Below are 24,584 nucleotides of genomic sequence, written 5' to 3'. Positions count from 1 at the left end.
TCTGGTTGCCGTTCCAACTTTCCGGCCACCGGTCGTCGGTGGCAGTACGCTGGGTCAGGATGTCGAGCCCAATTGCTTGACGATCTTGTCCTTGACCAGCAGACGTACCTCCTTGAGCTTCCTTACGGTGTCATCGTTGGACTTGGCCTCCTCTGCTTTCACCACTTCGGCATCCGCCTGGGAATACTTGTTAAGCAGTGAATCCAGTAACGGATCCTTGGTGCGTTTCTGCTGGATTTCTTCCTTTGAGCGTTTCAGATCCTGATAAAGGTCATGGGGCACCGGCATGGAACACCTCCGTTTGTTGATCGGCAGCGAAACGCGATCAATTGCGTTCACCAACTATCAGAATGGCCTCGGTTTGCCCGTTCTGTCGACCACCTGTCAGACCAGCGGTGCCCGTTCGTCGTCCTGTCGCACAGGCGATAAAACCTTTGCCTGCACCGGCGCCTCCACTGGTTTCAGCCGTTAAGCACCATGCGCACCATCTGCCTGAGTGCTTCGGGATTGTAGGGTTTGCTCAACAGGTGAGTGTCGGGGCTGAGCTGGTGATTGCGCGAGATGATGTCGCGGGTATGCCCCGAGGTGAACAGCACGGCCACCGGTGGTTCTTGCACTTTCGCCCAGGCCGCCAGATCCGAACTCTTGATCAGGCCGGGCATGACCACGTCGGTGAATATCAGGTCCACGGTCACCCCTTCCAGCAACATTTGCATGGCGACATCACCGTTGGTCGCCGTCAGGACTTGATAGCCCTCTTCGCGCAACAACTCCACCGCCGACACCCGCACGGCCTCATTGTCTTCGACCACGAGGATGCGTTCGTGCCCGCCCCGTTGCGGCACAACAGGGCCCGGCGTTTCGCTGGGTACCGCGCGCAAGGTACGCGGAAAGTACAACTGCACCCGGGTCCCCTGCCCCACGTCGCTGGCGATTTCGATATGACCGCCACTCTGCTTGACGAAGCCAAACACCATGCTCAGGCCCAATCCGGTGCCCTGCCCGTCGGCCTTGGTGGTAAAGAACGGCTCGAATGCCTGGGCCAGCACCTGCGGCGGCATGCCGACGCCGGTATCCGTCACGGAAACCCGCACATAGTCCCCGGCAGCAATGCCCTTGCCGGCGCAAAACTTGCGATCGAGGACGATGTTGTCCGCACAAAGATCAATGGTCCCCTCACCCTGCATGGCGTCCCGGGCATTGATCGCCAGGTTGAGAATGGCGTTTTCCAGTTGATTGCGATCGACAAACACATTCCAGGAATCTTCAGGCGCTGCCATGTGCACCTGAAGGGTTTCCCCCAAGGCACGCTGCAACAGCTCCGCCAGGCCATCGAAAATCTGCCGCAACGTGGAGACCGCGGGCGACAACGGTTGGCGACGGGCGAATGCAAGCAGTTGCGAGGACAGTTTGGCACCGCGCTCGACCGCGGCAATCGACGCCGATACCCGGCGCTGCACATTGGGGTTATTCGGCTCATGGCGTGCCAACAGGTGCAGGTTGCCAGCGATCACTTGCAACAGGTTGTTGAAGTCATGGGCCACACCGCCGGTGAGGCCACCGATGGCTTCGAGTTTCTGTGACTGGCGCAGTTGTTCTTCCGCCGCCAGCCTTGCCTCGACCTCATCGGCCACCCGTTGCTCCAGGTTGCGGGTGAACTTGAGCAGGGATTCTTCGGCGATCTTGCGCTCGTGAATATCGATCAGCACGCCGGGGAAACGAAATGCCTCGCCTTGCTCATCGAATTCGCAGCAACCGCTGGCGAGCACCCAGAAGTAACTGCCGTCGGGGCGCTGGATCCGGTACTCGACGTTGTAGGGTTCGCCAGTCTCGACCGCCAGCGTGGCCCGTTCCTGAACCCAACTGCGGTCGTCCGGATGGATCCGCCCTTCGACGATCTCCTGAGACAGGTTGCCCAAGTCTTGCCCGGGTGGATAAGAGAACGTGCGAGCGAAGCGCTCATCACCCGTCAGCACGTTGGCCTTGATGTCCCAGACAAAGGAACCGAGCAAGGCACCGGCGTTCAACGCCAGGCGTACCCGCTCGTTATCCGCACGATAAGCGTCTTCAGCCACTTGTCGGCGTTGCTCGGATATCACCCGCTCCGTGGTTTCCACCACCATGGACATGACCCCGGCCGGACGTCCGTCATCGTCAGCCACCGGGCTGTAGTAGAGGTCCATCCAGACATCTTCCGGAACCCCGTCACGCAGCAGCTCCAGTTCTTTGTTGCGATAGGACAAGGTGCCGCCCGCCAGGCAGGTGTCGACCACGTGGCGATTGAATTCGGCGACTTCTGGCCAACCCAGCTCCACCGTAGACCCCAGCAGGTACGGATGACGCCCACCGGCAAACTTGGAGTAAGCGTCGTTATAGATCATGTACCCGGACTGCCCCCAGAGCATCACCATCGGCAGCGAGGACGCGAGCATCAACTGCACCGCGCTGCTCAGGCTCCTGGACCATGAATCGAGCGGGCCAAGTTCGGTCAGGCTCCAGTCGAACGCACGAATGCGCCCGGCCATTTCGCCGTTCCACCCGGAGCACCCGTGGCTATCCTCTAGAAACTGCATCGGCTGGCTCTATCCCGGTAAGTTGCGCCCGTTTGTTTCGAGCGTCCTGCACGCTATTCGTTTCATAGAGGTATAGCTGATTCTGAGGCTTCCTTGTCGAGCCGGGAATCTGTGGCCAGTAGAGATTCCCTGTGGGAGCGGGCTTGCTCGCGAAGGCGGTGTGTCATTCAACATATTCGTCTGCTGATACACCGCTTTCGCGAGCAAGCCCGCTCCCACAATTTAGTCCTCAGTAACCGAAAGACCGTGCACTACACCTCGATCAAGTGCTTTAGCGGGTTGTAACTGCTTTTCAGCGTGGCCGCGACATCCAGAATGGCCTTCTCGATGCCATTCAAATGCATGCAGGTCAGCTCTATGGCCGCGCTCTGGTTCCCCGCTTCGATGTACTCGATCAGCCGCAGGTGTTCGTCGTCGCGGCAGACCTCATGGCTGTCGTCGTCCAGCGCAGCGGCATACAGCGATGCCCGGGAAATCAGCTTCTGGAACCAGTCGAGCAGCACCGGGTTGTTCAGGCTGCGGGCCAGTTTGATGTGGAACTCGCCGAGCAGATGAATCAGCCGTTCATGATCACCGCTCTGATGCGCTTCATCTTCCAGCAGCAAGTGATCGCGCAAGTCCTGGGTCACCGCCGTATCACGCCGCCGGCACAGTTCGCTGACGATACCGATCTCGACCAGACGCCGGGTTTCGAACAGCGAACGGATCTCTTCGTCACTCGGCAACGACACCGACGCACCTTTATTGGGCTCGGTAGTGACCAGTCCGTCGGCCTCCAATTGCTTGAGCGCGGCCCGAACGGACGTGCGGCTGACATTGAAAAGCTCGGCCAAAGACGCTTCGCCAAGCTTCATGCCCGGACGCAACGAGCGTTTGCTGATCGCCTCGTAAACCCCTTGGTAGACGCGGTCGACCGTGGTTTCCAGTTTCTTTTCCGTCATTCATCAACTCCTTGCGCCCTGTGCAAACAACCCTGGCGAATGAACAGCCATTGAAAAAGGGGCTTGCACGGGCAGATTAATCCGGGTATTTCTAAATTGCATCCAGATTTTGCATACAATAATTAGAGGAATGCACCATAATGGGTCATCCAACAGCAATCGAAGTGCGAAACGTCTCAAAACGATACTCCGACGATCCGGGGCTTGCTCCAGCCCTCGATAACGTCTCGGTGGACATCGCCGACAACGAATTCTTCACCCTGCTCGGCCCCTCCGGCTGCGGCAAAACCACGCTGCTGCGCACCATCGCCGGCTTCGAGCATGTCAGCGACGGTGAGATCCGCCTTGCGGGCGAGCCGGTCAACGACCTGCCGCCATTCAAGCGCCGGGTCAACACGGTGTTCCAGAGCTACGCGCTGTTTCCACACATGAGTGTTGCGCAGAATATCGCCTTCGGCCTCGAGATGCAGGGCCTTGATCGCAAACTGATCCCGCAGCGCGTCGACGAGATGCTGGCGCTGGTGCAAATGCAACACCTGGCCAGGCGCAAACCGGCCGAACTGTCCGGCGGCCAACAGCAACGGGTGGCTCTGGCCCGGGCTCTGGCGCCGAAACCCAAAGTGCTGTTGCTGGACGAGCCGCTGTCGGCCCTGGACCTCCAGCTGCGCAAGGAAATGCAGGTCGAACTCAAGCGCGTGCAGAAAGAAGCCGGGATCACCTTCATTTTCGTCACCCACGATCAGGAAGAAGCCCTGACCCTGTCCGATCGCATTGCCGTGATGTCCGCCGGCAAGATCCTGCAGATCGGCACGCCCAATGAAATCTACGAGCGCCCGCAACACCAGTTCGTCGCGCAATTCATCGGCGACATCAACTTCCTCCCCGGCCACCTCAAGCGCGGCCAGCAGAACGAAAAGCTCTTCGTACCCAACGGCATGCCCGTGGAAATCCCCTGCCCGGCCCAGGGCTTTGACGGCAGCAAGGTGCAACTGGCGTTCCGCCCCGAGCGTTCGCAACTGGTCGAGCCAACGCAGCCACATCACCTGCGCGGTGTGATCGAGGCCGTGCTGTATGTCGGCACGGCCACGCTCTATCAATGCCGCCTGAACAACGACATCAAGGTCATGCTGCGCGAGAACAACGAAGGCCTGAACCACGGGCGGGTGGTGGGCGATCGCGTCGCGGTCAACCTGCCGCCCCACGCCTGCCTGTTGATGGAGGCCTGAGATGAGCGTCAGCAGCACTTCCCCAGCCCTCAACCGCGCGCTGTTGCTCAGCCCGGTAGTCCTGACCCTGCTGGCCCTTATCGCCATTCCGCTGGGCATCATGGGCTACATCAGCCTGTTGCCGCGCAACGTCTATGGCGGCGTCGACTGGCAGGCCGACTGGCAATTGCAAAGTTATGTGCAGCTGTTTTTCCAGGAAGGTTTCGACGGTGAACTGGAACTGAACTGGGTCTACGCCCAAGCGTTGTTGCGCTCGGTGTTCCAGGCCGGCGGCACCACGGTCCTGTGTTTCCTGTTCGGCTTCCCCGTGGCGTTGTGGATGTCGAGCCTGACACCGCGCCGGCGCAACCTGATGGTATTACTGATCACCATCCCGTTCTGGACCAACCTGCTGATCCGCAACTACGCGTGGCTGATCATCCTGCGTGAACACGGCTGGGTCGCCCAGAGCCTCAACGCGCTGTTCCCGCAAGCCGGTGGCATCACCCTGCTCTACAACGACTTCGCGGTCAGCGTCGGCCTGGTCTACAGCTTCCTGCCGTTCATGATCCTGCCAATCTATTCGACCCTGGAAAAACTCGACTGGCGCCTGGTGGAAGCCGCCTACGACCTCGGTGCCAACCGCTGGCACGCGTTGCGCCGGATCATCCTGCCGCTGTCGATGCCGGGCGTGATCGCCGGTGCGTTGCTGGTGTTCGTGCCAAGCCTGGGCGCCTTCATTACCCCGGCGATTCTCGGCGGCGGCAAGACCCTGATGATCGGCAACCTGATCCAGCAGCAGTTCGGCACCGCGCGCAACTGGCCGCTGGGCAGTTCGCTGTCGTTCCTGTTGCTGGGGATCATGTTGCTGTCCCTGGTGCTCTACGCCCTCTATAGCCGCAATGCCGCCAAGACCCAACGCCCAGGAGCCCAAGCATGATCGCCCTGCACCTGAAAAAACTGCCGCTGACCCGTGAAGTCAGCCTGTTGATGCTGGCTTATCTGTACCTGCCGATTTTCGTGTTGATCGCCTACAGCTTCAACGCCAATCGCTCGGCGACGGTGTGGACCGAGTTCTCGTTCGACTGGTATGGACGAATCCTGGCCAACCCGTCGATCCAGACGGCGGCGCTGAACTCGATCATCGTCGCCAGTATCGCCACCGTTTGTGCCACCGCGATTGCCCTGCTCGCGGCGCTGGCGACTTACCGGCCGTTCTACGGGCAGAAAATGGTCGAGGGCGGGATCAACCTGCCGCTGATCCTGCCGGAGATCGTCACCGCCGTGGCCACCCTGCTGCTGTTCATGGCGCTGGGAATCAAGCTCGGTCTGCTGACGGTGATCGTCGCGCACATCGGCTTCTGCATTCCCTTCGCCTACCTGCCGATTCGTGCGCGGCTCAATGACCTGGACAAGAGCCTGCTGGAAGCGGCGAACGACCTGTACGCCAACCCGTGGCAGGTGTTTCGCCGGGTGACCTTGCCGCTGCTGTGGCCGGCGGTGTTGTCCGGTTCGGTGCTGGCGTTCGTGGTCAGCCTCGACGATTTCATCATGACCTTCTTCGTCGCAGGCCCCGGCTCGACGACCCTGCCGGTGTACATCTTCTCGGCGATCAAGGCCGGCGTGACACCGGAGATCAACGCGATTTCAACGCTGATGCTGGTGATTTCCATCGTGCTGGTGGTGCTGGCCTTCTGGCTGGGACAGCGCGGCAAACAACAATAAGCCTGGAGACTTCTATATGAGCAAGAAAGTGAAAAGCATCCGTTTCGCCGTTGCCGGTCTGGCCTTGAGTTGCTTTACCGCGCTCACTGCGTTCGGCGCCCAGGCCGCCGAGCCCAAGGAACTGTTCTTCTACAACTGGACCGACTACTACCCGGTGGAACTGCTGGCCAAATTCGAAAAGGAAACCGGCATCAAGGTCACCATGGACGGCTACGACAGCAACGAAACCCTGCTGGCCAAGTTGCAGGCAGGCGGCGCGGCGTATGACGTGATCGTGCCGTCGCAATCGATCATGCGCACCCTGATCAACCAGGACCTGCTGCTGGAAATCGACGCCTCGGCCCTGCCCAACTTCCAGTACGTCAAACCGGCGTTCCGCGACCCGAGCTTCGACCCGGGCCGCAAGTTCTCGGCACCGTACCTGTGGGGCACTACCGGGTTCTCCTATGACAGCGCCCGAGTGCCCGACGGCAAGCTCGACGACTCGTGGAAAGAGTTCTTCGAGCCGCGCAAGGAACTGCAAGGCCAACTCGCGGCCCTCGATACCTCCAGCAGCGTGATCAACGCCGCCAGCCACTACCTGAATGTCGACGAGTGCAGCGAAAATCCCCAGGACGCCAAGCGCATCCTCGAACTGCTGCAAAAACAGAAACCCTTCCTGAAGATGTACAGCTCGGACAACACCGTCGACCGCATGGCCTCCGGTGAAGTGATCATGATGCAGAACTGGAACGGTTCTACAGCGCGGGCCACCTTGCAGAAGAGCACCATCAAGTACGTGTATCCGAAGGAAGGCCTGGCGATGTTCCAGGACAACTTCGCCGTACCGAAAAGCGCACCACACCCCGGCAACGCGAAGATCTTCATCGACTGGATGATGAAACCGGAAAACGCCGCCGCCGTCTCCAACGCCATCGCCTACGACAACGGCATCCAGAGCGACAAGCTGATCGATGCCAAGTGGCGGGTGATGGACGCCATCAACATGCCCGACGAATTCGCCTCGCGCCTGCGCCCGGAAAAGGAATGCAGCAACAAGGCGCGGGAGCTGCAGGACCGGATCTGGGCCAAGCTCAAGGGCTGATTGCCTGACTTGAAACCGCGGTGCGGCCATCGCAGGCAAGCCAGCTCCCACAGAGTTTGGGGGTGTTCACAATTTTTGTGATCAACACAAATCACTGTGGGAGCGAGCTTGCTCGCGATGAGGCCCGCCAAGACAACACTGAATTTGAGGTTTGTATGACCCAACCCCGCTGGCTGCGCAACGTGCGCCCCTACGGCGCCGCCGCCGAAGACCTGCTGATCGAAAATGGCCGGTTCAGCCAACGCCGCCCGGCCTCGACCACCGAGCTGCTCGCCACCGACATCGACGGCCAGAACCAGCTGCTCACCCCCGCCCTGGTGGAAAGCCACGTGCACCTGGACAAAACCCTCTGGGGCCAACCCTGGCGCCCCAACAGCGCCGGTCCGACCCTCAAGGACTACATCACCAACGAGCGGCGCATCCTGCGCGAAGTCACCACGCCCATCGCGCAACGGGCCGGCGCCTTGCTGGAAAACTGCATCGCCCGCGGCTCGCTGACCATGCGTTGCCACGTCGACATCGACCCGGAATTCGGCCTGCGGCATGTCGAGGCCATGCAGCAACTGCGTGAAAACTACCGCGACCTGATCGACCTGCAACTGGTGGTGTTCCCGCAGACTGGTTTGATCAGCCGCCCCGGCACCGCCGAACTGATGCGCGAAGCCATGGCCCTGGGCGTGGAAAACGTCGGCGGACTGGACCCGTGCGGTATCGACAACGACCCTGTCGCACAACTGGATTTCGTGTTCAAACTGGCCAGCGAGTTCGACCGTGGCGTCGACATCCACCTGCATGACAAGGGTGAACTGGGCCTGTGGCAGATCGCCCTGATCGCCGACTACACCGAGCGCTTTGGCCGGCAAGGCCGGGTAATGATCAGCCACGCGTACTGCCTGGGGATGTTGCCGTGGAGCCAGGTCAAACCGGTGGCCGAACGCCTGGCGACGCTGGGTATTTCGCTGATGAGTTCGGCCCCGGCCGATTGTGCGGTGCCGCCGTTCCTGGCCCTGCGCGAAACCGGCGTGAATGTGTGCCTGGGCTCGGACGGCATTCGTGATGCCTGGTCGCCCATGGGCAACGGCGACATGCTGGAGCGTGCGATGCTGCTGGCGTTCCGTTTCGATTTGAACAAGGACGAAGAACTCGCGGCGGCGTTCGAGGCGGCGACCGTCAACGGCGCCCAGGCGCTGGGTTGCGAAGCCAATCGACTGGAGATCGGCCTGCCGGCGGACTTCCTGCTGATGCCAGTGCAAACACTGGGTGAGGCGGTGGTTTCGCGGCCGCTGCGTCAGGTCTATCGCGCGGGTCAGTTGATTGCTGCGGGTGGTCGTTTGCTGGACAGCCGTTTGTGAAGCGCATCGGCTTGCGGGCCAGTTGCGTGGTCGGTTTCGACGGCACCCAGCATGTGCTGTGGCGCGACGGCGAAGTGGTGTTCGAAGGCGCACGCATCGAGTTTGTCGGGCGCGATTATGCGGGGCCGGTGGATCAATGGATTGATTACGGCAACGCGCTGATCGGCCCCGGCTTCATCGATCTGGATGCCTTGGGCGATCTCGACTCCACGGTGCTGACCCTGGACAACGGCGACGAGCGTGACATGGGCCGGATGTGGTCGGCGGAGTATCTGGCGTGTGGATCGCGGGAAAGTTACAGCCCCGAAGAAGAAGTCTTCAAATACCGCTACGCCTTCACGCAGTTGATCCGCAACGGCATCACCACGGCCATGCCGATCACCTCGATGTATTACCGCGAGTGGGCCGAGACCTACGACGAATTTGCGGCGGTAGCCGGTGTGGCGGCCGAGTTGGGGCTGCGCACTTACCTCGGCCCTTGCTACATGAGCGGCATGAGCTACTGGCAGGCCGATGGAACCCTGGCGCACCACTGGGACGAAAACCGGGGCATAGCTGGCCTCGATGCCGCTGAAAGGTTCTTTCAGGATTTTGACGGCGCGCACAACGGCCTGATTCGCGGCGCGCTGCTGCCCGATCGCATCCAGACCTGTACCCCGGCGCTGCTGCAACGCACCGCCGCGCTGAGTCGGGAGCTGAACGCACCGATGCGCTTGCACTGCTGCCAGGGCCTCGGCGAGGTGGCGATGGTCGAGCAACTGCGCGGCTCCTCGCCACTGGGCTGGCTGCAGCAGCTTGGGCTTTTGACCCCGCGCAGTCTGCTGCCCCATGGCATCTACACCCGAGGCGATGACGACCTGCAACGCGTGATCGATGGCGGCGCAAGCCTGGTGCATTGCCCGCTGGTGTTCGCCCGGGACGGCGAGGCGCTGAATTCGTTTGGGCGCTATCGGGCCAAAGGCATCAATTTCGCCCTGGGCACCGACACCTGGCCGGCGGACTTGCTGGACAACATGCGCCAGGGCTTGAACATCGCTCGCCTGATGGAGGGTGGCAACGAGCTGACCAGCACGCTGGACATGTACAACGCTGCGACCCTTGGCGGCGCCAAGGCACTGGGCCGCGACGATCTCGGCCGGCTGGCACCGGGGTGCAAGGCCGACATCACCGTGTTCAACCTGCGCGGGATGCATCTGGGGCCGCTATTCGATCCGCTGAAGAATCTTGTACTGGCCGGGCGTGGTGACGATTGCATCGCCAGTTACATCGATGGCCGTTGCGTGATGCACGAAGGCCAGGTCCTGGGCATCGACTACCCCGTCCTGCAACGCCAGGCCCAACAACAATTCGAAAAACTGATGCGCAGCCATAGCGACCGGGCCTTCGGCCAACCGGACTGGAAAAGTCTTTTCCAACCGGCCATCCCGTTCGCCGACAACTACAGCGCACAGGCGCCGCTGTGCGCCATTGACCCTCTCCTTTAGAGATTTCTGCCTATGCAAAGCTTCGATTTCAGCCAACTGAGCCCACGGGACAAATACAAGATTCTGATTGGCAGTGTGGTACCGCGACCTATTGCGCTGGTCACCACCGTCGATGGCGAAGGCCGGATCAACGCCGCGCCGTTCAGCTTTTTCAATGCCCTTTCCGCCGATCCACCGATCCTCGCCCTGGGCGTGGAAAACTACGGCGATCAAAGCCCCAAGGACACCACACGCAACATTCAGCTCAATCAGGAATTCACCGTGAACATCGTCAGCGATGCGCTGGTGGAAGCCATGAACGTCTGCGCCGTGCCCTTCGCGCCCGGTTTCGATGAACTGACCGCCGCCGGCCTCACCGCCATACCCGGCACCACGGTCAAATGCCCACGCATCGGCGAAGCCCCGGTGGCACTGGAGTGCCGGCGGATGATGGCGCTGTCCATCGGCCAATCCCGGGAGATCATCTTTGGTGAAGTGCTGATGGCCCATGTGCGGGACGAACTGATCGATCCAAAAACCCTGTACATCGATCAGCTGGGGCTGGATGCAATTGGACGCATGGGCGGGCATGGCTATGCGCGCACGCGGGATTACTTCGACCTGCCGACGCGTTCGCTGCAGGCCTGGACGGATGCGCCGGGGGGTGGGGAGCGATTTTGGCCGCTGGCCAAATAAACCGCGGCTGCACAAAACCTGTGGGAGCGAGCTTGCCCGCGAAGGCGTCGGCACATTCAATATTAATGTGTCTGATACACCGCTATCGCGAGCAAGCTCGCTCCCACAGGTTTTGCGGTATTAGTGAAAATCCCGGCTCCGCACAGTGATGCCATCGAGCAACGGGCTCAGGTCACTCAACCGTCCGGCTATCAGATGCCGGACCTCGCCCTCCTTCTCCCAGCGCCCATCGACCTTGAGCAGCTGCGAGCCGACCAACACCTGGCGCTGCCGGTCGGCCAGGTCGCGCCAGACCACCACGTTGACGTTGCCGAACTCGTCCTCAAGGGTGACGAAGGTCACGCCGCTGGCGGTGGCCGGGCGTTGTCGGCCGGTGACCAGCCCGGCGATGCTGACTGGCCGACCGTGCTCGACATCCAGCAACTCCTTCGAACTGCGACAGCGCCGGGCCTTCAACTCACCGCGCAACAGGGCCAGCGGATGTGGCCCGAGGGTGGTGCCGACACTGGCGTAATCGGCTTGCAGGTCCTCGCCCACGGTGGGCTTTGGCAATGACACCGCGTCCTCCTCCTGGCTCGGCAGGCCGGCGAACAAACCCAGCTGCTTTTGTACCCCGGCCACTTCCCAGCGTGCCCGATGCCGGTCGCCGGCCAGGCCACGTAACGCGCCGGCATCGGCCAGTTGCTCCTGGGCGCGGGCATCGAGTTGCGCCCGTTCGCCAAGGTCGGCGATGTCGGCAAACGCACCTTTCGAGCGTGCAGCCTCGATGCGTCGGGCATCGTCCTCGCGAAAACCCTTGATCATGCGTAGCCCCAAGCGAATCGCCGGTTGCGCACCGGCGATCGGCTCCAGGCTGCAATCCCAGTCACTGGCGCGCACGTCCACCGGGCGAACCTGCAAATGATGACGCCGAACGTCCTGCAGAATCTGGTCCGGGCTGTAGAACCCCATCGGCCAACTGTTGATCAGCGCACAGGCGAAGGCCGCCGGCTCGTGGCATTTCAACCAGCAACTGGCGTAAGTCAGCAAAGCAAAACTGGCCGCGTGGGACTCGGGAAAACCGTAGCTGCCAAAGCCCTTGATCTGCTCGAAGATCTGCGCGGCGAATTCGGCGGTATAACCGTTTTTCTTCATCCCGGCGGCCAGCCTTTCCTTGTGCGGTTCGAGCCCGCCGTGGCGTTTCCAGGCGGCCATGGAGCGGCGTAGCTGGTCGGCCTCGCCGGGGCTGTAGTCGGCGGCGACGATGGCGATCTGCATCACCTGTTCCTGAAACAGCGGCACGCCGAGGGTGCGCTTGAGTACCACTTCCAGTTCCGGTGACGGATAGGCCTCCGGTTCTTCCTTGTTCCGTCGCCGCAGGTAAGGATGCACCATGCCACCCTGGATCGGCCCCGGCCGAACGATGGCGACCTCGATCACCAGATCGTAAAACGTCTTCGGCCTGAGCCTCGGCAGCATCGACATCTGCGCCCGGGATTCGATCTGGAACACGCCGATGGTGTCGGCCCGACCGATCATTTCGTAGGTGGCCGCATCTTCGGACGGGATGGTCGCCAGGCTCAGGTCCAGCCCCCTATGTCGGCGCAGCAGATCGAAACATCGGCGAATCGCGCTGAGCATGCCCAGCGCCAGGATATCGACCTTGAGCAAACCGACCGCATCGAGGTCATCCTTGTCCCACTGGATGATGGTGCGCTCGGCCATGGCGGCATTTTCCACCGGCACCAGAGTGTCCAGCGGCTGCTCGGAAATCACGAAACCGCCGGGGTGCTGGGACAAATGCCGGGGGAAGCCGATCAACTGCCCCGTCAGGCTCAGCACCCGGTGCAGCACAGGGCTTTCGGGGTCGAAACCGCCTTCACGCAGGCGTTCAACGGGGGGCGTTTCATCGCTCCAGTGACCGCAGCAATCGGCCAGGGCGTTGATCTGGTCAGGCGGCAAGCCCAGTGCCTTGGCCACATCCCGTACCGCACCGGCGGCGTGGTAAGTGCTGACCACCGCCGTCAACGCGGCCCGGGCCCGGCCGTAGCGCTGGAACACGTACTGCAAGACTTCTTCGCGGCGCTCATGTTCGAAATCGACATCGATGTCCGGCGGCTCGTTACGCTCTTTGGACAGAAAGCGCTCGAACAGCAGCGTGGTGCGATCCGGATCGATTTCGGTGATCCCCAGGGCGAAGCACACTGCCGAGTTGGCGGCAGAACCACGCCCCTGACAAAGAATCTGTTGCTGGCGGGCAAAGCGGACGATGTCGTGGACCGTCAGGAAATAGCTTTCATAGCCCAGCTCCGCGATCAATTGCAGCTCCTTGTCGATCTGCACCAGCACTTCGCTTTTCGGCCCTTTTGGCCAGCGCCACCCGATTCCTTCCTCGGTCAAATGACGTAGCCACGAGGTGGCCGAGTGCCCTTGCGGTACCAGTTCGCGGGGATATTGATAACGCAACTGGCCAAGATCAAAGGTGCAGCGCCGGGCGATGTTCAGCGTTTCTGCCAGCAAGTCTGGCCGATAAAGTGCCTGCAGCACGTCGAGGCTGCGCAGATGGCGTTCGCCGTTGGGATGCAGGCGCAACCCGGCATCGGCCACCGGCAGGTGATGACGGATCGCGGTCATGGTGTCCTGCAAGGCGCGCCGGCCGCGAGCGTGCATGTGCACATCGCCACTGGCCACGGCCGCAATGCGCAACTCCCTGGCCAGGCTCAGCAGATCGTTCAGGCGCCGGGCATCGTCCTGGCCGCGGTGCAACTGCACCGCCAGCCACAGGCGCTCGGCGAAGACCTGTTTGAGCCAGTGGCCCTGTTCAAAGGCATCGACAGCGTCCGGCACCCACAACGCCAGCAATCCCGGCAAGGGTTCGCTGAAGTCTTCGCGCAGCACCTGATACTGGCCTTTCTGCGTGCGCCGCCGGGCGCGGGTGATCAATCGGCACAGCGCCTGATAGCCCTCGAGGCTCTCCACCAGCAGCACCAGTTTCGGACCGTTGTCGATGCGTATTTCACTGCCGATGATCAGCGGCAACTCCACGGACTTCGCCGCCTGCCAGGCGCGAACGATGCCCGCCAGGGTGCACTCGTCGGTGATCGCCAGGGCTTGATAACCCTGCCTTTTCGCGCGCTGGAACAGCTCGAGGGCACTGGAGGCACCGCGCTGGAAGCTGAAGTTCGACAGGCAGTGCAGTTCGGCATAGTCGCTGCTCATGCGAACCAGCCCTGCAACCACAACGGGCCGTCCTCACCGACCGCCCGGTAGGCCCAGCCCTGTTGGCCGGCACGGGTTTCGATCAGGTAATAGTCACGGCGGACGTCGTCGCCGTCCCACCAGCCAGACTCGATACGCTCCGGCCCCATGAGGATGCGCGCCGAGCCCTGATGCACGACCAGCGGTTCAATCAGCAGCCAGCCCGGCCGTTTCACCGCGGCCGGCACCGCGCAAGGCTGGCTGTCGGCACGGGCCTGCCACGCACTCTCGGGGCGGTGATCGGCCTGGAAGCGCAAGCCATACACCGCGTCATCCCCCAGCCGCGCACGCAGGCGTTCGCGCAGTTGCTCCCAAGGCAAGGACTGCTGCGGGCGATCGTCGAACAGTTCCTGATGCTGGGGCACGAAGCTAGGCAAATCCTCGGCGCGCAGGCGAAAGCCGCGCACCGGCGCCTCGACCTGGACTTGCTCCAGCCGCCCCCGGGCCAATTCGAAGAGCATCGCCGGATCGCGCTCGGCGCTGAGCAAGCCGACCTTGATGAGCGTATCCGGCAACCCGGCGTGTTCCAGATGCAGGTCGAAACGCTGTACGCCGCTGTCACGACCGCTGAGGAACGCCGACAGGTCGCCGGTCAACCGACGCAACGGAAACAGCAAGGCTTGATGGGACTGCACATCGAAATTGAGTTCGATACGCACATCGAAGCGGTCCGGCGGCAGGTAAAACGCCAGCGCCAGCCGCCGCGACCCCGACAGGGCATCCAGATGTTTGAGCACCTGGGCCTCGAAACGCCGGGCCAGGCTATGCCGGGGCAGCGCCTGCACCTGGCTCAAGGTGCGCAAGCCCATGCGCGACAAGGCCGTGGCGACCGAGGCTTCGAGGCCGATCCGGTCGACGGGCATTTGCCCCAGGTGATGCTGCAAGGCTTGATCGTCCGGGACCACCAGACCGTCATAGGCGTTGGCCAGCACCCGCGCCGCCACCGGGTTGGGCGCGGCCACGATGCGGTGCCGAAACCCCAGCTCACCGAGCTCACGGCGCAGAAGCGCTTCGAATTGCGGCCAGGCGCCGAACAAGCCGAGGCTGGATTCGATCTCGAACACCACGGCCCGGGGGTAATGCACGCTGACCTGGGAACTGAAGCGATAGGCCCAGGCGGCGAGAAACTGCTGCCAGTGTTCGATTTCAGCGGCGTCGTATTCGGCCGTGACAAAGCCTTTGCTCAAGGCCTGTGCCGCGCTCATGGACTGGCCGGGACGCAAACCCAGCGCCCGCGCCGCGCCGTTGACGGCCTGCAGCACCCGGCGCTGGACCGGGCCGGTCAGCAGCGCCAGGGGTTCATCGGGATCGGCGCGCTGACGCAGTACCGCGTCCAGCGCCAATTGCGGGAAAACAATGCAGACCCAGCGCATGGCAACCTCAATGCCCCACGGCGAAGGCAATCGGCGCCGAACGGGCCAGGCCGCCGCGGCACTTGAGCACGCGCAGTTGTGCCGGTCGGGCATCGATGGCAATGCGCAAGGCCGCCGGCGAAGGGTTGATCGCTTCACCGAGGGGACGATAGGCGAAGGCCAGGGTCTGGCCGGTTTCCGCCGCCACCTGCAAGCGGCGCAAGGCGCGGTCATCGGCCTTGTGCGGCCAGCACAGCACCGCGCCGCAACTGCCCGAACGCAGGCATTGCTCCGCGGCCCACAGCGCATCGCGCTCGCTGGCCTGGATGATCGACAACTGACGCAGATCGACCCCGGCGCCCTGCCACGCCTGGGGGTACGGCACATAAGGCGGCGCCACCAGCACAATACGCTCGCCCGCCGCCGACAGCCGTGCCAGGGTCGGCCACACCAGTTGCAACTCGCCCACGCCCTGTCCGGCCAACAGGATTTCCGTCAGCGCCGCCTCCGGCCAGCCACCGCTGGGCAATGCGGCGTCCAGCGCGGCATGCCCGGTGGGCTGCGGGCTGGCAGCCGGTGGCGCAGGCCGGCCCTTCCAGACCTGGCCGCCATTGAACAGCGTATCCAGCGCAACGACGGCACCCATCAGCCTTGCCTCACCAGGCCACAGAACACGCCTTCGATGGCCAGGTCCCGGTCGGCCTCGACAATGATCGGCTGGTAGGCCGGGTTGCGTGGCAGCAGGCGAACCACATCGCCGACCCGCTCGAAACGCTTGATGGTGACTTCGCCGTCGAGCCGCGCCACGACGATCTGGCCATTAACGGCCTCAGGGCTGCGGTGCACACCCACCAGGTCGCCGTCGAGGATGCCGTCCTCGATCATCGAATCACCCCGCACCCGCAACATGTAGTCCGGCACCCGCGAGAAGATCGACGGATCGAGCAGCAAGCGGCTGTGCACCTCCGCATCGGCCCCAATCGGCGCACCAGCCGCTACCCGGCCAAGCACCGGGATATCCAGCAACTCGGGACGCGGCGGCTGCCCGAGCAGGCGAATGCCCCGGGCCTGATTCGGGTTGACCTCGATAAACCCGGCTTCGGTCAGCGCCAGCACATGCTTGCGCGCCACGCTGCGGGAGGCGAAACCGAACGCCTCGCTGATCTCGGCGAGGCTCGGAGGCTGACCGTGCTCGGCGATGCGATCGCGGATAAAGGTCAGGATGGCGGTACGGCGGGGAGTCAGAGTCGTCATGGAGTACATTTGTACTCTTTTGGCTTTTTCCTGGCAAGGACCGTCAATCATCCGATGGCAGAACCGATAACCTGTGGGAGCGAGCTTGCTCGCGATGGTCTTTCATTCAACATGTGTGTCGACTGACCGGGCCTCATCGCGAGCAAGCTCGCTCCCACATTGGATTTCAGTGATTCAAGGGGTGAGTTGCGCCAGGTACGCCCACGGATAAATCCCCCGCTCATGCCCATCACTGAACACCAGTTGCAGGCCATACCCCTGCGAATGCAATTCGATCACCTGAACCCGCTCATCCACCATCGGCGCCATCCCTCGCAACCGAAACGCCCGGCACTGCGAGCACGGGCACTGGCGACGCAGTTCGGCGTGCTCGAACACCTGTTCGCGACCATCCGGCCAGTTCAAGCGCAGCTGCTGTTTGCTGCGGGAATTGCCAATCGCCAGCGGGTTCATTGCAGTTGGCTCAAGGCAATGCGCACGGCCTTGCGCACTTCAGGGTCGCCGTCGTCTTGTGCGTCCTGCAATGCCGCAATGGCCCGTGGGTCGTTCAATTCGCCGAGGGCCAACGCGGCTTCCTTGCGCAGGTTGCTGATACGGTGGCCGAGGGTGTCGATCAACGCGTCCAGGGCAGGTACAAAACGCAAGCGACCGAGGCTGCGGGTGGCGCGCAGACGCACTTGCCAGTAATCGTCGCCCAGGGCGTCGATCAGGGCCGGGCCGGCGTCGAGGTGGCCGACCTTGCCCAGGGTGGTGGCGGCTTCTTCGCGGACTTGCCAGGCGTCGTCGCGCAAGGCCTGGCGCAGGGCCGGCAGCACCTGTGCGTCAGACGCCAGGCCCAGCGCCCCGGTGGCGGCGCGTCGCACGTCGGTGTCCGGGTCAGCGCTGGCCAAGCGCGCCAGTGCCGGCAAGGCATCGAGTTGCTTGAGCCAGCCGAGCACGCCCACCGCCTCGCGGCGCACGCTGGCGCTTTCATCGTCCAGTGCCCGGGCCGCCGCAGCGGCGGCATCGGGGCAACGCAACTCGCGCAACGCCCTGAACGCGGCGATGCGTACGCCGCTGTCGGCGTGCCCGGTCCACGGCAGGATGACCCGGCCCGCCGCTTCACTCTTGAGCAGGCTGAGGCTTTGCGCAGCGGCCACCTGCACCGCCGGGGATGAATCCGTCAGGGCCTGGCACAGCGCTTCGACCACCGGTTCGTCCTCCCAAGCCTCCAGCAGGCGTGCGGCTTCGGCGCGAACGTCTGCAATCGGGTCTTCGGCCAGTCGATTGATCAACCACAGCAGGCCGTCCGGCTCCTCGAGATCGGCCAGTTCGATCAGCGCGATCCGGCGCACGCCAGGGTCTTCATCGGTCAGGCGCGGTTGCAGGGCAAGAATGTCGTTGTTATCGGTTACATCGAATAGTGAGGTCATAGGGCAAATCGCGGCAGTTTGTTTTCAGGGGGAAGTCCGAGCGGGTTCAGGCGCGGCAGTTGCCGGCCGTCTTCGTGCCGCAGGAGTTCGAGGCAATGGCGCTTGAGGTGCGAGAATTCAGGGCGGGTCATCAGTTCCGTGCTGCGCGGCCGGGGGAAGTCCAGGCGCAGGTCTTCGATGATTCGCCCGGGGCGCGAGCTCATGACCAGCAAGCGATCGGCGAGGAACAGCGCTTCGTCGATGTCATGGGTGACAAACACCACGGTGGTGCGGATGCGCGTCCAGATGTCCAGCAGCAGTTCCTGCATGTTCAACCGGGTCAGGGCATCGAGGGCACCGAAGGGTTCGTCCATCAGCAACAGGCGCGGACGGTTGACCAGCACCCGGGTAATTTCCACCCGTTGCTGCATGCCGCCGGAGAGCTGATCGGGCCAACGCCCGGCAAAGCCTTCGAGGCCCACCAGGGCGAGGATTTCATCCGCCGCCTTGTGCCGTTCGGCCTTGCCGATGCCTTGCATTTTCAAACCAAATGCCACGTTGTCGCGCACCGTGCGCCAAGGAAACAGCGTGTGCTGCTGGAACACCATGCCCCGTTGTGGCGATGGGCCCGACACCGGCGCGCCATCCACGTTCAAGGTGCCGGTGCGTTGTTGCAGGTGGCCGGCCAGGGCGCCGAGCAAGGTCGATTTGCCGCAACCGGACGGCCCGAGAATGCACACGAACTGCCCCGGTTCGATCTGGCAATCGAGGCCCTGCACCGCTTCGAAGGCAGTGTCGCCCTCGCCCAGGCTGATCGACAGCCCGCGAATATCGATACGCCCTTCCAGGTGTTGAAAAACGCTCATCAGGCTTTTCCTCGCGGTCGATGCCAAGGCGTGAACAGCCCGCCCAGACGCGTGATCAACAGACTGCTGCCCATCCCGAGCACGCCGATCAGCAACATGCCGACCACGATGTCGGCGTAGTTCTGGATGGTGTAGGACTCCCAGGTGTAATAGCCGATGCCGAATTGGCCGGAGATCATTTCCGCCGTCACCAGGCAGAACCACGAGGTGCCCATGCCGATGGCCAGGCCGGTGATGATGCTGGGCGCGGCACCCGGCAGAACGACCTCCAGCAAGATTGCCCGGCGCCCTGCCCCAAGGCTTTTCGCCGAGGCGATCAGCCGTGGGTCGACGCCTTCGACGCCGTGCACGGTGTTGAGCAGGATCGGGAACAGTGCACCGGTGAAGGTGATGAACACCATCGACAGCTCCGAGGAGGGAAACATCAGGATCGCCAGGGGAATCCATGCCACCGCCGGGATCGGGCGCAGCACTTCCAGGGGCGGCAGCAAGAGATCTTCGGCCCATTTCGAGCGGCCGATGGCCAGGCCCAGGGCCACGCCGATGATCAGTGCCGCGAGGTAACCGGCGAATACCCGGCCGAGGCTGCTGCCCAGGTGCTGCGCGAGCTTGCCCGAGTCGCCGAGGCCGAGGGCGGCTTCAATGACCGCCACGGGTGTCGGGACGTTGGCGAAGGTCACCAGGCCGAGGTTCCAGTGGTGGCTGGCGGCGAGTTGCCAGAATACGAGGCAGAGCAGCAAGGATGCGGCTCTGGGGATCCAGCGTGAATATGATCGGTACACAATTATTCCTCTCAACCCTGGCCCCTGTGGGAGCGGCGGTGCGGCGATCCGACTTGCTCGCGAAAGCGGTGTTTCAGTCAACTCAGATGTTGAATGTTGAACCGCATTCGCGAGCAAGCCCGCTCCCACATTTGCCCGAGGGGGGCTTGGGATTAGCGAACTGCCACGGCCTGGGCAGTGGCATCAGTAAAGTCAAAGACCTGGCCGCCCTGCGCCGTGGCGAACTGTTGGGCCTGGCCTTTGAGCAGGAACGCGCTCAGCTGCCCTTTGCCATCGGTGGCAAACCACGCCTGATCCGCCAGCAACTTGATCCCGCTGTCACTGGCCTGGGCGTACACCGCGCGGATGCTCCTGCCTTCCTGCTTGAGGCTGGCCAGCGCGGCAAACGCCGCTTGCGCCGAGGTGTACTGGCGGACTTTCGGCTCGCCGCGTACCCAGATTTCCGCTACGTGGCTGACGTCGGTGATGGCTTTGCCGCTGGCGGCATCGACGGCTTTGAGCGGCGTCTGCCCGTAACTGGCCAGTTGCGCGCTGTAGTCCAGGTTCGAGGCCTTGAAGGCGGCGCGGATGTATTGGTCGTCGATGAAGGTGTTGAGATCCAGACCGCGATCAGCCTTCTTCAACAACTTGAGGGTATCGATGGCGGTGCCCACGGCCTGACGGTATTCCGGCTTCCAGCTCAGGTCGCGGGTCTGCACACCGAGGGGGCCATGGAACAGGTAATTGACCTCGGCATCGACCCCGGTGACCTTGGCGATCAACTCGCTGTATTTCTCCGGCTCAGCCGCCAGCAGCTGGTTGGCTTCGATACTCGCCCGCAGGTAAGCGACGACGATTTCCGGGTACTTCTTCGCATAGGCCTGATCAACCAGCGCACCGTGGAAGGTCGGCGCGTTGGCCTGGGCGCCGTCATAAATCTTGCGCGCGAAACCTCGGCTGGGGAACAGTTCGGCGAATGGCACGAAGTCGGCATGGGCATCGATCTTGCCGGCCTGCAACGCGGCGCCGGCGACTTCCGGCGGCTGGGCGATGATGTTCACGTCCTTGAGCGGGTCCCAGCCCTGGGCCGCGACGGCGCGCAGCAGCATGCCATGGGCGGTAGAAGCGAACGGCACGGAAATGGTCTTGCCTTTCAGCTCTGCCAGCGACTGCACGCCCGATGCGCTTGGCACCACGATGCCGTTGCCGCTGCCCTTGATACTGCCCGACAGCACGCTGATGAACAGGCTGTGCTTGCCCGCCGTTTCGAACGCCACGCCGTTGAACGCGCCGGGGAAGTCGGCCATGGCGCCGAAGTCGAGTTTGCCGGCCACCATTTCGTTGGTCAGGGGGGCGCCGCTGGTGAAGTTTTTCCACTGCACCTCGTATTGGGCGTCTTTGTAGGGACCATCGTGGGGCAGGTATTTGTCCAGCAGCCCGAGTTCACGAATCAACAATCCGCCGGCGGCGCAGTTGATGGTGGTGTCCTGGGTGCCGATGGCAATGCGGATGGTTTCGGCCGAGGCCGACAGGGTGAATGAAGCCAGTACCAGACCGGCCAAAGCTGCACGCAACATCATGAGTGTTTCCCCTCGAATCATTTATAGGATGTTCGTCTCCGCCACGATCAGGGCGCGGTGGGAAACGAGGGGTGTCTTGAATCAGGCGTCCGGTGGTTGCCGGATGGCTTTTTGTTGTCTGGGCTGGCCTCTTCGCGAGCAAGCCCGCTCCCACAGGGTGTTGCGGTGTACACGGACTTGCGTCTGGCCTCGATCCATTGTGGGAGCGGGCTTGCTCGCGAATGCGTCCGTTCAGTCAATGGAGATGCCAGCTGTGCCGGCCTCTTCGCGAGCAAGTCGAATCGTCGCACCGCCGCTCCCACATGGACAGTGTTTCAGCGCAGCAGGTACGGGATCTCGACTTTCACCGCCCCGGTCGGGCAGTCCTTTTCACAGGGCATGCAGTACCAGCATTCGTCGAAGGCCATGTAGGCCTTTTGCATGGCCGGGTTGATCGCCAGCAGGTCCATCGGGCAAACGTCGACGCACACGGTGCAGCCTTTGTGGGCGATGCATTTGTCTTCATCGACCGTGACAGGTGCGTTGGAGCGGAAGAAGATTTCCTGGGGTTGGTAAGCCATGTTCGGTCTCTCTTTTGTTGTCGGCATCAAGCCGCATCGGCACCGACCCGTAGCCGGTCGTAGGCCTGCATCTCGTCGGCATCCAGCGGGATGATGTAAGGCTCGACGGCTTTCTTGAAACTGCTCATCAAACCGTTTTCGTCTTTCTTCAGGTGGCAATGGCAGAACCAGTCGCGGTCGTTGCGTTGCGGGTGATCGACGCGGTGGTGGTAAAGCCCCCAGCGGCTTTCGGCGCGGAACAATGAAGCGCGGGCGGCCATTTCGGCGCAGTCGCGGATCATGCTGACTTCCATGGCGCGCATCAGCTCGTGGGCGTTTTGGGCCTTGATCTGGTCGAGGTCGCGCTGGATGTCGCTGAAGCGTTGCAGGCCGATCTGCATCTTTTTCGTCACTTTCGGCGGTTGCAGGTAGTCGTTGACGAAGCGGCGCAGCTTGTATTCGACCTGGGCCGGTGGCAGACCGTGTTCGCGGTCCAGCGGTGCGTAGACCCGTTGTTTTTCGGTTTCGATCTGCCGGGTATCCAGCGTCGAAAACTCGCGCCCGGCGACAAAATCCGCCGCGTTGTGGCCGGCAAACCAGCCGTAGGTGAACGCGCCGAGCATGTAGTTGTGCGGCACGGCGGCCATGTCACCGGCCGAGTACAAGCCCTTGACCGAGGTCTCGGCCTTCTCGTTGACCCACACCCCCGACGCCGAATGCCCGCTGCAAAAACCGATCTCGGAGATGTGCATCTCGACCATCTGCGTGCGGTAGTCGGTGCCGCGATTGGCGTGGAACTGGCCGCGACTCGGACGCTCGTTGCTGTGCAGGATCTCTTCGATGTTCTGGATGGTTTCCTCGGCCAGGTGATCGAGCTTGAGGAACACCGGGCCATTGCCGCTTTCCAGTTCCTGATGGAACTCCCACATCATCTGCCCGCTCCAGTAGTCGCACTCGATGAAGCGTTCGCCCTTGTTGTTGGCGGTGTAGCCGCCCAAGGGGCCGGTGACATAGGCGCAGGCCGGGCCGTTGTAATCCTTGATCAGCGGGTTGATCTGGAAGCATTCCAGGTTCGCCAGTTCGGCCCCGGCGTGGTAGGCCATCGAGTAGCCGTCGCCGGCATTGGTCGGGTTTTCGTAGGTGCCCATCAAGTAGCCCGAGGACGGTAATCCCAGGCGTCCGGCGGCGCCGCAGGCGAGGATCACCGCCTTGGCCTTGATCACATGGAAGTCCGCGGTGCGGCAATCAAAGCCCATCACGCCGTTGACCGCGCCCTCTTCATCCGTCAGCAATCGGGTGCAGACCAGGCGATTGGTGATGCTCACCCGCGCGCGCTTGAGCTGGCGGTACAGGACCTTCTTGATGTCGTGCCCTTCCGGCATCGGCAACACGTAGGCGCCCATGTGGTGGACCTTTTTCACCGCGTAGTCGCCGGTTTCGTCCTTCTCGAATTTCACGCCCCAGCGGTCCAGTTGCTCGATGGTATCGAAGCTGTGGGTGGCGTAGGCATACACCGCAGCCTGATTGACGATGCCGTCGTTGGCGATGGTGATTTCCTTGGTGTACTGCTCAGGCGTCGAGTGGCCGGGAATGATCGCGTTGTTCAGGCCGTCCATGCCCATGCTGATCGCGCCGCTGCGCTTGACGTTGGCCTTGTCGATCAACAACACCCGCAGGTCGCGGTTGCGTTCCTTGGCCTTGATCGCCGCCATCGGGCCGGCGGTGCCGCCGCCAATGACAACGATGTCGTATTCCTGCTCCAACGTGCTGCGCGTCATGCCTGCTCCCCTTTTTGCCGGTCGATCCGCAGGCGGTACTGGAACGCATCGCCACGGTAGTAAAGGTGTTCGAAGTCCAGCGGCTGGCCGTCGACATCGTGGGTCAAGCGTTCGATGCGCATGATCGGCGAGCCGGGTTCGACGCTCAGCGCACGAGTCAGGTCGCTGTCGGCCAGTACCGCATCGATGGCCAGGTCGGCGTGCCCCAGGGCCAGGCCGCAGTCGTTTTCCAGGATCTGGAAAATGTCGCGCGTCACCAGGTCGGCTTTTTCCAGGCGCTCACCAACGGCTTTGGGCAAGTAAGTGACCTCCAGGGAAATCGGCTCGCGATTGATCAGTCGTACCCGCTTGATCTGCGCCACGATCTCGCCTTCGGCGACCTGCAAACGCTCGGCGACGAGCTTGTCGGCGGCAATGAACTTGAAGCTGCGCAGGCGGTTGATCACCTCATAGCCGCGACCGGTCATGGACTCGGCCAGGCCTTGCAGGGTGCTGACGTTCTGGAAGGTTTTCGGCTTGGCGACGAAGGTGCCTTTGCCGTGGATCTTGAAGATCAGCCCTTCCTTTTGCAGGTCACCCAAGGCCTGGCGCACGGTGATGCGGCTGACCTTGAACAACGCGCCAAGCTCGCTTTCGGAAGGCATCTGGCTGTCTTGCGGGTATTCGCCGTCGAGGATGCGGGCGCGCAGCACGTCTCGCAGCTGGGTGTACAACGGGACGCTGCTGAGGGATAGAACGTTATCGGTCATGGCAGATCACTTGTTATAACGAGTTATGACGTGATCTT

At 62.7% G+C, this 24,584-nt stretch carries 23 protein-coding genes; 8 read left to right on the top strand and 15 right to left on the bottom strand.

What is annotated here, in order from left to right; translation table 11 throughout:
* Positions 1-54: 54 nt before the first annotated feature.
* On the bottom strand, positions 55-288 hold the full coding sequence (locus KGB28_RS04955) for a hypothetical protein (protein WP_150723611.1): 234 nt from the start codon (positions 286-288) through the stop codon (positions 55-57).
* Here KGB28_RS04955 and KGB28_RS04950 point away from each other — a divergent pair.
* Positions 287-472, top strand: a complete 186-nt coding sequence (locus tag KGB28_RS04950) for a hypothetical protein (protein ID WP_223442937.1) — start codon at positions 287-289, stop codon at positions 470-472. The two genes, KGB28_RS04955 and KGB28_RS04950, sit on opposite strands and share 2 nt — an antisense overlap.
* Here KGB28_RS04950 and KGB28_RS04945 read toward each other — a convergent pair.
* Positions 462-2,573, bottom strand: coding sequence for a PAS domain-containing sensor histidine kinase (locus KGB28_RS04945; RefSeq protein ID WP_223442934.1), 2,112 nt, complete (start codon positions 2,571-2,573; stop codon positions 462-464). The genes KGB28_RS04950 and KGB28_RS04945 overlap by 11 nt on opposite strands.
* 251 nt (positions 2,574-2,824) lie before the next feature.
* Positions 2,825-3,514 carry a GntR family transcriptional regulator gene (locus tag KGB28_RS04940; RefSeq protein ID WP_046038514.1) on the bottom strand — a complete coding sequence of 230 codons (690 nt, stop codon included), beginning with the start codon at positions 3,512-3,514 and terminating at the stop codon, positions 2,825-2,827.
* A gap of 140 nt (positions 3,515-3,654) precedes the next feature.
* Between KGB28_RS04940 and KGB28_RS04935 the strand changes: the two genes are divergently transcribed.
* The 7 genes from KGB28_RS04935 (at position 3,655) to KGB28_RS04905 (ending at position 11,039) form a co-directional block, all read left to right on the top strand.
* Positions 3,655-4,740: an ABC transporter ATP-binding protein gene (locus tag KGB28_RS04935; RefSeq protein ID WP_223442931.1), complete on the top strand. Its 1,086-nt coding sequence runs from the start codon at positions 3,655-3,657 to the stop codon at positions 4,738-4,740.
* Position 4,741: 1 nt separating this feature from the next.
* Positions 4,742-5,659: an ABC transporter permease gene (locus tag KGB28_RS04930; protein WP_015094870.1), complete on the top strand. Its 918-nt coding sequence runs from the start codon at positions 4,742-4,744 to the stop codon at positions 5,657-5,659.
* A complete protein-coding gene (locus tag KGB28_RS04925) occupies positions 5,656-6,444 on the top strand; it encodes an ABC transporter permease (protein WP_057714357.1) in 789 nt (262 codons plus the stop codon). The genes KGB28_RS04930 and KGB28_RS04925 overlap by 4 nt, the downstream gene beginning before the upstream one ends.
* 16 nt (positions 6,445-6,460) lie before the next feature.
* Complete coding sequence (locus tag KGB28_RS04920) at positions 6,461-7,528, top strand: extracellular solute-binding protein (RefSeq protein ID WP_223442928.1); 1,068 nt, start codon at positions 6,461-6,463, stop codon at positions 7,526-7,528.
* Positions 7,529-7,683: 155 nt separating this feature from the next.
* A complete protein-coding gene (locus tag KGB28_RS04915) occupies positions 7,684-8,880 on the top strand; it encodes an amidohydrolase family protein (protein WP_223442926.1) in 1,197 nt (398 codons plus the stop codon).
* The gene (locus KGB28_RS04910; protein WP_223442924.1) at positions 8,877-10,364 is read left to right on the top strand and encodes an amidohydrolase family protein; all 1,488 of its coding nucleotides are present in this window, start codon (positions 8,877-8,879) and stop codon (positions 10,362-10,364) included. The genes KGB28_RS04915 and KGB28_RS04910 overlap by 4 nt, the downstream gene beginning before the upstream one ends.
* A 12-nt stretch (positions 10,365-10,376) precedes the next feature.
* On the top strand, positions 10,377-11,039 hold the full coding sequence (locus KGB28_RS04905; protein ID WP_150673375.1) for a flavin reductase family protein: 663 nt from the start codon (positions 10,377-10,379) through the stop codon (positions 11,037-11,039).
* 120 nt (positions 11,040-11,159) lie between these two features.
* On the opposite strand, the gene KGB28_RS04900 is transcribed toward KGB28_RS04905, so the two are convergent.
* From KGB28_RS04900 to KGB28_RS04845, 12 genes are all read right to left on the bottom strand, one after another.
* A complete protein-coding gene (locus KGB28_RS04900; protein WP_223442922.1) occupies positions 11,160-14,258 on the bottom strand; it encodes an error-prone DNA polymerase in 3,099 nt (1,032 codons plus the stop codon).
* The gene (locus tag KGB28_RS04895) at positions 14,234-15,649 is read right to left on the bottom strand and encodes a Y-family DNA polymerase (RefSeq protein ID WP_223442920.1); all 1,416 of its coding nucleotides are present in this window, start codon (positions 15,647-15,649) and stop codon (positions 14,234-14,236) included. The genes KGB28_RS04900 and KGB28_RS04895 overlap by 25 nt, the downstream gene beginning before the upstream one ends.
* 7 nt (positions 15,650-15,656) lie before the next feature.
* Positions 15,657-16,274, bottom strand: coding sequence for a translesion DNA synthesis-associated protein ImuA (imuA, locus tag KGB28_RS04890; protein ID WP_056724376.1), 618 nt, complete (start codon positions 16,272-16,274; stop codon positions 15,657-15,659).
* Positions 16,274-16,891, bottom strand: a complete 618-nt coding sequence (gene lexA, locus KGB28_RS04885) for a transcriptional repressor LexA (protein ID WP_046038528.1) — start codon at positions 16,889-16,891, stop codon at positions 16,274-16,276. Before lexA ends, imuA begins: the two co-directional genes overlap by 1 nt.
* Positions 16,892-17,056: 165 nt before the next feature.
* On the bottom strand, positions 17,057-17,335 hold the full coding sequence (locus KGB28_RS04880) for a DUF971 domain-containing protein (RefSeq protein WP_223442918.1): 279 nt from the start codon (positions 17,333-17,335) through the stop codon (positions 17,057-17,059).
* Positions 17,332-18,294, bottom strand: a complete 963-nt coding sequence (locus KGB28_RS04875) for a HEAT repeat domain-containing protein (protein ID WP_223442917.1) — start codon at positions 18,292-18,294, stop codon at positions 17,332-17,334. The genes KGB28_RS04880 and KGB28_RS04875 overlap by 4 nt, the downstream gene beginning before the upstream one ends.
* Complete coding sequence (locus KGB28_RS04870; RefSeq protein ID WP_223442914.1) at positions 18,291-19,139, bottom strand: ABC transporter ATP-binding protein; 849 nt, start codon at positions 19,137-19,139, stop codon at positions 18,291-18,293. Before KGB28_RS04870 ends, KGB28_RS04875 begins: the two co-directional genes overlap by 4 nt.
* Positions 19,139-19,921, bottom strand: coding sequence for an ABC transporter permease (locus KGB28_RS04865; protein ID WP_223442911.1), 783 nt, complete (start codon positions 19,919-19,921; stop codon positions 19,139-19,141). The genes KGB28_RS04870 and KGB28_RS04865 overlap by 1 nt, the downstream gene beginning before the upstream one ends.
* A gap of 152 nt (positions 19,922-20,073) precedes the next feature.
* Entirely contained in the window at positions 20,074-21,480 is a 1,407-nt protein-coding gene (locus KGB28_RS04860) for an ABC transporter substrate-binding protein (RefSeq protein WP_223442908.1), read from the bottom strand.
* A gap of 314 nt (positions 21,481-21,794) precedes the next feature.
* Positions 21,795-22,040, bottom strand: coding sequence for a ferredoxin family protein (locus KGB28_RS04855; RefSeq protein WP_223442905.1), 246 nt, complete (start codon positions 22,038-22,040; stop codon positions 21,795-21,797).
* Between the two features lie 26 nt (positions 22,041-22,066).
* Positions 22,067-23,797: a fumarate reductase/succinate dehydrogenase flavoprotein subunit gene (locus tag KGB28_RS04850; protein ID WP_223442902.1), complete on the bottom strand. Its 1,731-nt coding sequence runs from the start codon at positions 23,795-23,797 to the stop codon at positions 22,067-22,069.
* On the bottom strand, positions 23,794-24,546 hold the full coding sequence (locus tag KGB28_RS04845; protein ID WP_223442899.1) for a GntR family transcriptional regulator: 753 nt from the start codon (positions 24,544-24,546) through the stop codon (positions 23,794-23,796). Before KGB28_RS04845 ends, KGB28_RS04850 begins: the two co-directional genes overlap by 4 nt.
* Positions 24,547-24,584: the final 38 nt, after the last annotated feature.

This window comes from Pseudomonas sp. BF-R-19 (assembly GCF_019956445.1).
Classification (GTDB): Bacteria; Pseudomonadota; Gammaproteobacteria; order Pseudomonadales; family Pseudomonadaceae; genus Aquipseudomonas; species Aquipseudomonas fluorescens_BH.
This window is presented reverse-complemented; position numbering and strand designations above follow the sequence as displayed.